General features: G+C 27.6%; 1 protein-coding gene. It reads right to left on the bottom strand.

The features are described from left to right. Positions 1 to 99: 99 nt before the first annotated feature. On the bottom strand, positions 100 to 410 hold a 311-nt coding region (locus AC1DWA_RS33580), incomplete at its 5' end, for an SEC-C metal-binding domain-containing protein (RefSeq protein WP_477917848.1).

The raw sequence follows: 410 nt of genomic DNA, 5'->3' as shown, positions 1-410 counted from the left end.
CCTCTTTTATAAATATAAAAAAGAAGCAAGGCCTATTTTTTATCCCATCTTATTTTAGTTCGATATCTAAATTCCAAAAACTAAAAGGAAGTGTCCAGTTTACCTATTACTACAACATTTTTTATATTTTTTATTACTACCGCATGGACAAGACTCATTGCGACCAATTTTTATACTTTTAGTGAGACGTGAATTGGATTTAACGTTTTTTTGATAAAAGTCATCATAAGGATCTTTGATTAAGTTATAATTGAAAAAACTAATATTGTAGTCATCCTCTTTGATTTTAGGAATTGGTAGATACACTTCCTTATAACAATCAATATAAGGTTTAACTGCTATTGGACATTTCAAAAATTCTTTAAACTCTTCAACTGGACATTTCAAAAATTCTTTAAACTCTTCAACTG

This window comes from Rhodococcus sp. P4_F3_2 (assembly GCF_056401335.1).
This window is presented reverse-complemented; position numbering and strand designations above follow the sequence as displayed.